We start from the raw sequence: 8,353 nt of genomic DNA, 5'->3' as shown, positions 1-8,353 counted from the left end.
GGCGGCCTGGGAGACGCGCACCCCGGACGAACCACCCCTATGCAAGGAACGCCTCGGCGATGGTTCACGTGGACCCGACGGGAAAGGCGACGTTTCGCTTCTATCACGCGGCAAACGGTCCGGTCTTTGTGGTGGGCGACTTCTGCCGCTGGCACACGGACCACCTGCCCATGCGGAAAGTCTCGGACTCCGAATGGACCCTCATGATGCGCCTTCCCCCCGGGACCTTTGAGTTCCGGTACTTCGCCGACGGCACGTGGTACACCGACTATGCCGCTTTCGGCGTGACCCGGAACCGTTTCGGCGACTTTAACTCCGTCGTCCGCATCCCGAAGGTCCACTCCGCGATCGCCGAGCCGGTGCACGTCCACCTGCCTCAAGCGACGCGCCTCGCCGCATCCGCCTGATCGGCGACGCACGGAAACGCCCGCTTCGCCTCTCCCGCTCATCCCGGCTCAGTTCACTGTAAACCGATACGCTCCCGGGTCCATTTTATTCATCCGCGGGAACGGGCAAACGGGTTGTCGCCCCATTTTTCTCACTGCGGCAGGGAGCGGACGCGGATGTTCCGAATGGCCGCCTTCGTCCGCCACGCCGCGATGCCGAGCGGCTGCGAAAGTTCCACCTCCGAACGGACGGAGATCTTCCGCTCGCCCGGCTCGGCGTCGATGACTTGCTCGTCGTCGATCCACGCCTCGATCTTCGTCTCCGTGATGCGCATCCGAATCCGGTACCACCGGCCGTTGGCGAACGAGAGTATCCGCGTCGTCTCGTTCTCCGAGGCGTCCATGTCGTTGAACGACGACAGACCGACCAGCGATCCGCCCCATCCGCCGACGATGAGCGTCACGCACGAATACCGCACGGGAACCGTCAGACCGCAGAAAAAGTCGCTCCCGTCCACCCGCATCGCCTCCAGCGCCACCTCGTAGTTCATCCGCAACGGATCCTCGGTCCACGTGATGCCCGTCAGGTCCGCCGGGCCCATGCCAAGGATAATCCGGCCGTCCTCGACCCGCACGTCCCCCTGGCCGCCGAACCGGGTCACCTCCCATCGGCCGAGTCCCGGCGCGCCGGGATCGAACAGGCTTTCCCATCCCTCCGCGTCGGCCGCGGGCGCCGGAGACGGACCGGTCGGCGTCTCCCGGCACCCCGCCGCGAGGCCGAGCGCAACCAAGACAAGCAGGCCCGCCCATCGCTTTGCGCCGCGAAGACTTTTCATTTCAGGCTCCCTTTCGGGATTCGCCCCGCCCACGAAGCGTTGACACACGCCGCCTCAAGGCGAGGAGGCCGGCGCGGCGGCAGCCTCGGCCCACTTCTGGGCCTGGGGCGAATCGCTCACCATCGGGAAGACCGAGATCCGCAACCGCGCCCAGCCCATCGGCACGAGCGTCACCGTCTCGACGGGCTCCTCCGTGCGGGCCGGGCTGGCCTGGAGCACCGCGACCAGGTCGTGGCGGTCGAGCGTCCACTCGGGGATCTTGCGGGCCTTGGCCAGCAGTTCAACGGGCGCCGCCTCCAGGGCAAACGGAAGCCCCGCGATGGGCCACGCTTTCTTGACCACCCGGATGGAGGCGTCGGGGTTCTGCGGGTCGAGTTCCAGGCCGTAGTTCCAGGCGGTCGTCGGATGCACCTCCATGGCCGGCCACGCATCGGTCCCGCCGTAACGGACCCATTTCTCGCCGATCCGCAGGGAGAACGCCAGGGGCCCGCGGCGGACGCTCACGGCCCCCTTGTTTTTTTCCCACACCGTGGCGGCCAGACGCATCGGCAGGTCGAGCACCACCTTGTCGCCGTCGGCCCACGTGCGGTCGATGACGAGGTACGAGAGCGGCTCGGCCTTGGCCTTGAGGGCCTTGCCGTTGACCGAAACCTTGGCGTCCTGGCACCACCGCGGAATCCGCAGGTAGAGCGGGAACCGGACCGCCTTGGGCGTCGAGAGGGTCAGCGTAACGGTCTCGTCGGCCGGGTAGGCGGTGGCCTCGGCGATCCGGACGGTCGTGCCGTCGCCAACCTTGGCCTCGACCTCCGACGCGCCGTAGAGCGAGGCGCACAGGCCGCGGTCCCACGTGGCCAGCCACATCTCCTGGGCGTAGTACGGCCAGCCGTGCGACACGTTGTGCTGGCAGCAGCGGTATCCGTGCGGGTTATAGCCGAACATGCAGCCGCCGTTCTGGATGCCCGGGCTGTGATTCTTGGAGTCGAGGACGGCCTGGTTGGCGGCGGTCAGGTAATGCAGGCCCTTCAGGTCGGGTGTCATCGAGGCGGGGAACGAGTTGAAGGCTATCTCCTCGCATCGGTCGGCCCACAGGGGATGGCCCGAGATCTTCGTGAGCATCTCAAAACTGTGCATGAACTCGACCCACGTGCACGTCTCGGTGCCTTGGCGCGGGTCGGTGTAGCCCGGCCGGCAGTTCTCGTCGGCCGCCAGGCCGCCGCCGGGGAACTGCCCGTAGATGCCGGTGATCGTGTCGTAGTTGCGTCCGGCGGCCTCCAGGAACTTCCGGTCGCCGGCCTGCATGTAATAGACGCCCGGCTCGCGGAAGCCCTGCGAGAGGTTGACCCCGTGCCAGTTCGGAATGCCGTCGGTCCAGTTGGCGCCCGAGCGGTGAATCTTCGGTCCCAGGTCCAGCAGCGACTTCTCGCCCGTGCGATTGTAGAGCCAGTAGAGGCTCTCGATGTTGTCGCCCATGCGCATCTTGGGCCAGTAGCCGGCTATGAAATCGGCGTCCGGGTAGGCCAGTTGCCACTTGAAGTAGCGGGCCATGAACGGCAGGACCCGCTCGTCGCCCGTGAACTCGTAGTGCGACTGAAGGATGTTGAGCATAAGCATGTGCGGCCAAAAATCGGTCTTGCCCTTCAGCGAGGTCTTGAGGCCGCGCGGGCCGAACCAGCCGTCCGGCTCCTGGCTCGCCAGCACCGGTTCGATCCAGCGGCGCGCCTCCTTGATGATCGCCTCGTCCTTCAGCACGTAGCCCAGGTCGCCATAGCCCTTGAGCCAGTACGGCAACTCCTCCCAGCCGCTGTGCCCCTGGCCGCTCGGGTCGGCCCAGGAGTTGCCCTCGAACTTGCACCAGCGCGAGAGTTCCGTGAGGCGGCCGGTCATGCCCTCGCGCTCCAGTTCCAACTGGCGCCGCAGCCAGCCCCGGGGCGTGATGGCGCCGATCGGCAACTTGACGAACGGGCTGGGCACGAGCGGCGCGCGGTTGCTCGGGTAAAGCGCACCGGCGTCCTTCGCCGCCACCTCCCGTACCACGCGGACCTCGTCCGCCGCCCACACCCCGCCGGCCGCCGCCAGCAGAATCGCCGCTGCCACGAGAACCTTCGGATTCATTTCAGACCTCCGGTATGGCCGAGTGTGCGTCCGCCCCCGAGGCGGCGCTGCATCTTCCCGGCAAGCCGGGCAATTGTCCGGGCAAGCGCCGGTCAAAAGCAAGCACATTTTCCGCATCGGCCCGGGGAGGGACCACTTTGCCCTTTTCACGGCGCCCCTCACACCTTAGACTTGGGGCGCCTCAAACGCCGGACCCAAATATGGCTAACGCCGTCCGCATCCTGGCGCTCGAACCGTACCTCGGGGGGTCGCACGCCGACTTCCTCCACGGCCTCCAGGCCCGCAGCCGCCACGACTGGACGCTGCTCGGAATGCCAGCGCGGAAATGGAAGTGGCGGATGCGCGGGGCCGCCCTGCACCTGTCGCGCGAGGCGGCACCATTGGCCGCCAAAGGCTTCGACCTGGTCTTCGCGAGCGATTTCCTCAGCGTCGCCGACTGGAAAGCCCTCGCCCCGCCGGACCTCGCGCGCCGGCCCGTCGTCACCTATTTCCACGAGAATCAACTCTCCTATCCGCTGGAGCCCGGCCAGCGCCGCGATTTCCAGTACGCCTTCACGAACCTGGTGACGTGTCTCGCGTCCAGCGAGGTGTGGTTCAACTCGGCGTTCCACCGCGATTCGTTCCTCGAGGCGGTCGGCCGGCTGCTGGCCAAGATGCCGGACTTCGTCCCCGAGGGTCTCCCGGACTCCATCCGCGAGCGCAGCCGCGTCATGCCGCCCGGCATGGACCTGAGGCCTTTCGTCGCAGGGCGCAAACGCACGGACCGCCAGCCCCCCCTCACCATCCTCTGGAACCACCGGTGGGAATACGATAAGAACCCCGAGGCGTTCTTCGAGATCCTCTTCTTCCTGGCCCAGGAAGGCGTGCCGTTCCGCCTGACCGTCGTGGGTGAGACCTTCCGCAAGTGGCCGGCGGTCTTCGAGGAAGCCAAGCGGCGCCTGGCCGACCGCCTGGTCCGGTTCGGCTACGTGCCCGACCGCCGGGCGTATGAGGAATGCGTGCGGGAGGCGGACATCGTCGTCTCGACGGCGATCCACGAGTTTTTCGGCCTCTCGGTCATCGAGGCGATCGCGGCCGGGTGCTTCCCCCTCCTGCCCGCGCGCCTGAGTTACCCCGAGATCGTGCCCGCCGAACTCCACGAGACGTTCCTTTATAAAGACGAGCGCGAACTGCGGGTGAAACTCGGTCGGCTCCTCCGGGGCGAAGGCCCGTGGGACCGCCTGGCGAAACTCGCCAACGGCGTGCAGCAATACGATTGGGGGAACCAGATCCGGCGGTACGACGAGGCCCTTGCCGTCGCCGCCCGGCTCCGCTAGGGTAAAGCCCGGCTTCGCCGTGGCGATGCCCGCCTCGCCTGACGAAGGGAACGACCGCTGGCCCCGCCGTCCGCCAAGAACTATCTTCGCCGGCTCCCGAAAAAAAATCGCCGCACGCTGCGCCGGCGGCTGCTCGCGTGGTACACGAAGAACAAGCGCGACCTCGCCTGGCGCCGCACGCGCGACCCCTACCGCATCTGGGTCGCCGAGGTGATGCTCCAGCAGACGCAGGTCCCGACCGCCCTGCCCTACTATGCGAGATTTCTCAAGCGATTCCCGACCGTCGGGGCGCTCGCCCGCGCGACGGACCAGGCGGTGCTGAAGGTCTGGCAAGGCCTCGGCTACTATCGCCGCGCGATGAACCTGCACGAGGCCGCCCGGCGCGTCGTCCGCGACCACGGCGGGCGCGTGCCCGACGACCCGCGCGCGCTGGCGCGCCTGCCCGGCGTCGGACGCTACACCTGCGGGGCGGTCCTGTCGATCGCGTTCGGTCGGCCCCTCGCGGCGCTCGACGCGAACGCCGTCCGCGTCATCGCCCGCTGGCTTGCCGTCCGCGAGGCCACGGACGCCGGCGCGACGCGCGCCGGCCTCTGGCGCGCCGCCGAGACGCTCGTGCCCGACAAAACCCCCGGCGACTGGAACCAGGCGGTGATGGAACTCGGCAGCCGCGTCTGTACGCCGCGCCAACCCAACTGCCGCTCCTGCCCGGTCCGGGGCCTGTGCCTCGCGTTCGCCCGCGGCCTCCAGGAGCAGGTTCCCGCGCGCCGCCCGCGCCGCCGCATCCCCCACATCCAGGTCGGCGCCGGCATCGTCTGGCGACGAGGACGGATTCTCCTCTGCAAGCGCCGGGCCGACGCGATGCTCGGCGGCCTGTGGGAGTTCCCCGGCGGCAAGATCCGGCCCGGCGAATCCGCCGAAGCCTGCATCCGCCGAGAACTACGGGAGGAATGCGACCTCGCGGTGACCGTCGGCAGGCACCTCGTGGATGTGACCCACGCGTACTCGCACCTCCGCGTGACACTCCACTGCTACCACTGCCGTTCCGCCCGCGGCCGGGCGAAGGCCCTCGGGTGCGACGAGGCCCGCTGGGTCAGCCCGGAGCGAATTGCCGACTATCCCCTGCCGGCCGCCGACGTGCGGATCCTCGAGGCCATCCGCTCCGGCAAGCGGTAGAAAACGCCCCGTCTCCTTTTCTCGCCGAACTCCGCTTTACGCAGCGGCGTCAAAAAAGTACACTGTCGGCGGCTGGCTAACCCGAAAAGGAGGCTTCGGCCATGAAGCGATGGATGCTCCTCGTCACCCTCGCCGGGCTCGTCTCGGCCGGCGCGGCGCCTTCGACCTTGGCCGCCCGGGCGCCGCTCAGCGTCGACGACCTCAAGGTCGTCTACGAATCCGCAAGCGACGTCGTCCAGTTCCAGATCGAATCGGTCCAGGCGAATCCGACGGCGGCGCCGCGGCTCGTGTGGGAGGTCCGCGGGCCGATCCTCGAAACGTTCAAGGGCCATCTCCTGCCCGGCACCATTTCGGTCCACGTGGAGAGCGTCGTCCGGTCGTTCGACCTGCCCCGCGCGGAACTCGAGGGGCGCCAGTTCGTCGTCGCCATCAAGCCGCTCTCGGAGCAGGCCGACCGCCGGTTCCAACTCGTCGGCAACTACGGGTTCGAGGCATCGAGCGCCGAGGCGACGGCCCTGAGGGAACTGGCGGCGGCCGAGGCCCAGCGCGGCTCCGGGGGCGAGAGCCTGCGGCTTTCGGTCCGACCTCTGGAGAAGGTCTTTCCGGTGGACGGCCCGAAGACGGTCGAGATCCGCCTGACGAACGAGGGATCGGATTCCGCGACGTATCTCCAGGCGCCCATCGCCGAACGCGACGGCCAACTGTACCTGACGGGCCAGGGCGCCATTCGCATCCGCGACCTGAGCGGCCGCATCGTCCCCGACAAGGGGAAGATCGTCACGGGCCAAGTCCCGCCGCCTCCCCCGACGCCCGCCCTCATCCTCCCGAAGGCCAGTTTCGTCGAGACCCTCGACCTCGCGAAGTACTACGACCTTTCCGCCGGCCGGTACACGCTCGTCGTCATGCTGGCCGCCCCGACGGGCAACGCCCGGATCCCCTCCAACGGCCTGTCGTTCCAGGTGGGCGCGGTCAATCTGCCCGAGGCGCCGCCGGCCCCGGAGCCGATCGGCCTCCCCGCGGCTGAGGCCGGCACGACACCGGCCCCTCCTGCCACGAAGGAACAAGTGGACCTTCCCGCACCGTCCTCGTACAAGCCGGGCGAGGCGGTCTCCGGCCTGGCGGGCCTCCTGAGGCCGGCGAAGAGCCATTACGCCCTCGGCGAACCGATCGAGGTCGAGTTCCGCCTCATCAACCGGGGACCGCGGAGCCTGGCCGTCGACGCGCGGCTGGAGCGGAGCCTCACGGTCACTGTGACGCCGGTCGGCAACGCGGCTGCTCCGCTCTTCATCCGCCAGGTTATCCCGTGGGCGGACGACGGCAACACGGTGCCCGAGGCGCAGGCCTTTCTGCGCGAAGGCGCGTTCTGGGGACAAACGATCAACCTGAACGTGCTGTTCGGCAAGAGCCTGGACGCCTTCCCCGCCCCGACGCCGGAGGAAGTCTCCGCCGGCAAGGACCTCTCGTACGAGCGGTTCGGGCGGAACCTCTTCGGCTTCAACAAGGCCGGCCTCTATCGCTTGACGGCCGCGTACCGCGTCGCGCGGAGCCGGGCGGCCGAAGCCGCCGCCGGCACCGGACCGCCCTCCATCTGGTGGACCGGCGACCTGGAGACGAACGCCGTCACAATCCAGATCCTCGAACGCTCGCCGGAAGGCGGGCCGTAAGGTCGGCTCCGGAGGACCCGCGTGCTCGATTCCGTCCTGGCATGGATACGGCGAGGGCTGGCCGTCGGCATCCTCGCCGCCATGCTCCTGCCGATCGTCACCGTCAAGGGGTGTGAAAAGGATGCCACGAAGATCACCTACACCGGCTGGGCCCTCGTGTGGGAGGCGCCGACGCTCATCAGCATCCCCGTGTTCGCCGTGGCCGCCGCCGGGCTTACCTTCGTGAGCCGCCGCCTCCGCTCGGCCGTCGGAAGACACATCCTGGCGCTTCTGAAAATCATCTTCGCCGGCGCAGCGGGCGCGTGGACATACTGGGCCTTTGCCGTGTGGTCCGCCACCATGGAGGTTTGGGCAGAGGTAGGCTTCTGGCTGGTTCTCGGCGCAGGCTCGGGCATCGCCGCGTGTGACCTCGTGGAAGCGGGCGCAGCGTGGATCGCCTGGCGCCGGTGGAAACGGAGCCGGGCGATTCCCTTTCTTGAGGATCCGCTCGTCCGATTCACCGGACTTGGGAACATTGTATTGGGATCCGCGCTCATCGCCGTCGTCGTGCTCGGGACCGCCATCTGGTTTGCCATCGACCAGGAATGGCCCCCGGCCTTCGCCTGGCTCTTTCTGGGAAGCGCGTTCCTTTTCTTTGCCGCTTGGGGCGCCCTGGCTTTCCTGGCGGGATGGGGCGTCCGGCGCGGACTCGGCTGGGCGCGGGTTCTCACGCACCTCGGCGCCTTGGCCACGACCTTCCTCGCGGCCGGACTCCTCTTCCTCACGCTCCTCTACATGACGCAGGGTTTCGACAATTGGGAGCGCCTCCGCTTCGACCAGGTCGACGAGGACCTCTTATGGGGCTGGGCGGCCATCGCGTTCTTGCT

General features: G+C 68.3%; 7 protein-coding genes. 5 read left to right on the top strand and 2 right to left on the bottom strand.

Going from position 1 to position 8,353, the window contains the following annotated elements; genetic code table 11:
- On the top strand, nucleotides 1-407 hold a 407-nt coding region (locus NTX40_03870; protein MCX5648224.1), incomplete at its 5' end, for a hypothetical protein.
- 131 nt (nucleotides 408-538) lie between these two features.
- On the opposite strand, the gene NTX40_03865 is transcribed toward NTX40_03870, so the two are convergent.
- The gene (locus NTX40_03865) at nucleotides 539-1,222 is read right to left on the bottom strand and encodes a DUF1080 domain-containing protein (protein MCX5648223.1); all 684 of its coding nucleotides are present in this window, start codon (nucleotides 1,220-1,222) and stop codon (nucleotides 539-541) included.
- Nucleotides 1,223-1,276: 54 nt separating this feature from the next.
- Nucleotides 1,277-3,334 (bottom strand): glycoside hydrolase family 127 protein, encoded by a 2,058-nt coding sequence (locus NTX40_03860; GenBank protein ID MCX5648222.1) that lies wholly within the window; start codon nucleotides 3,332-3,334, stop codon nucleotides 1,277-1,279.
- A 200-nt stretch (nucleotides 3,335-3,534) separates the two neighbouring features.
- Between NTX40_03860 and NTX40_03855 the strand changes: the two genes are divergently transcribed.
- The 4 genes from NTX40_03855 to NTX40_03840 form a co-directional block, all read left to right on the top strand.
- Nucleotides 3,535-4,650 (top strand): DUF3524 domain-containing protein, encoded by a 1,116-nt coding sequence (locus NTX40_03855; GenBank protein MCX5648221.1) that lies wholly within the window; start codon nucleotides 3,535-3,537, stop codon nucleotides 4,648-4,650.
- Between the two features lie 117 nt (nucleotides 4,651-4,767).
- Nucleotides 4,768-5,823 (top strand): A/G-specific adenine glycosylase, encoded by a 1,056-nt coding sequence (mutY, locus tag NTX40_03850; protein ID MCX5648220.1) that lies wholly within the window; start codon nucleotides 4,768-4,770, stop codon nucleotides 5,821-5,823.
- 101 nt (nucleotides 5,824-5,924) lie between these two features.
- Nucleotides 5,925-7,487 (top strand): hypothetical protein, encoded by a 1,563-nt coding sequence (locus NTX40_03845; protein MCX5648219.1) that lies wholly within the window; start codon nucleotides 5,925-5,927, stop codon nucleotides 7,485-7,487.
- 21 nt (nucleotides 7,488-7,508) lie between these two features.
- The coding region (locus NTX40_03840; protein ID MCX5648218.1) for a hypothetical protein at nucleotides 7,509-8,353 on the top strand (845 nt) is incomplete at its 3' end.

It is taken from the genome of Planctomycetota bacterium (assembly GCA_026387035.1).
Taxonomy (GTDB): domain Bacteria; phylum Planctomycetota; class Phycisphaerae; order FEN-1346; family FEN-1346; genus JAPLMM01.
The sequence above is the reverse complement of the archived record's forward strand: the minus strand, read 5'-3'. Positions and strand labels throughout refer to the sequence as shown.

What these genes read in the sequence shown, in the direction of transcription:
- NTX40_03865 (MCX5648223.1), bottom strand. Translation starts at nt 1,222, where the DNA reads ATGAAAAGTCTTCGCGGCGCAAAGCGATGGGCGGGCCTGCTTGTCTTG.
- NTX40_03855 (MCX5648221.1), top strand. Translation starts at nt 3,535, where the DNA reads ATGGCTAACGCCGTCCGCATCCTGGCGCTCGAACCGTACCTCGGGGGG.
- NTX40_03845 (MCX5648219.1), top strand. Translation starts at nt 5,925, where the DNA reads ATGAAGCGATGGATGCTCCTCGTCACCCTCGCCGGGCTCGTCTCGGCC.
- NTX40_03860 (MCX5648222.1), bottom strand. Translation starts at nt 3,334, where the DNA reads ATGAATCCGAAGGTTCTCGTGGCAGCGGCGATTCTGCTGGCGGCGGCC.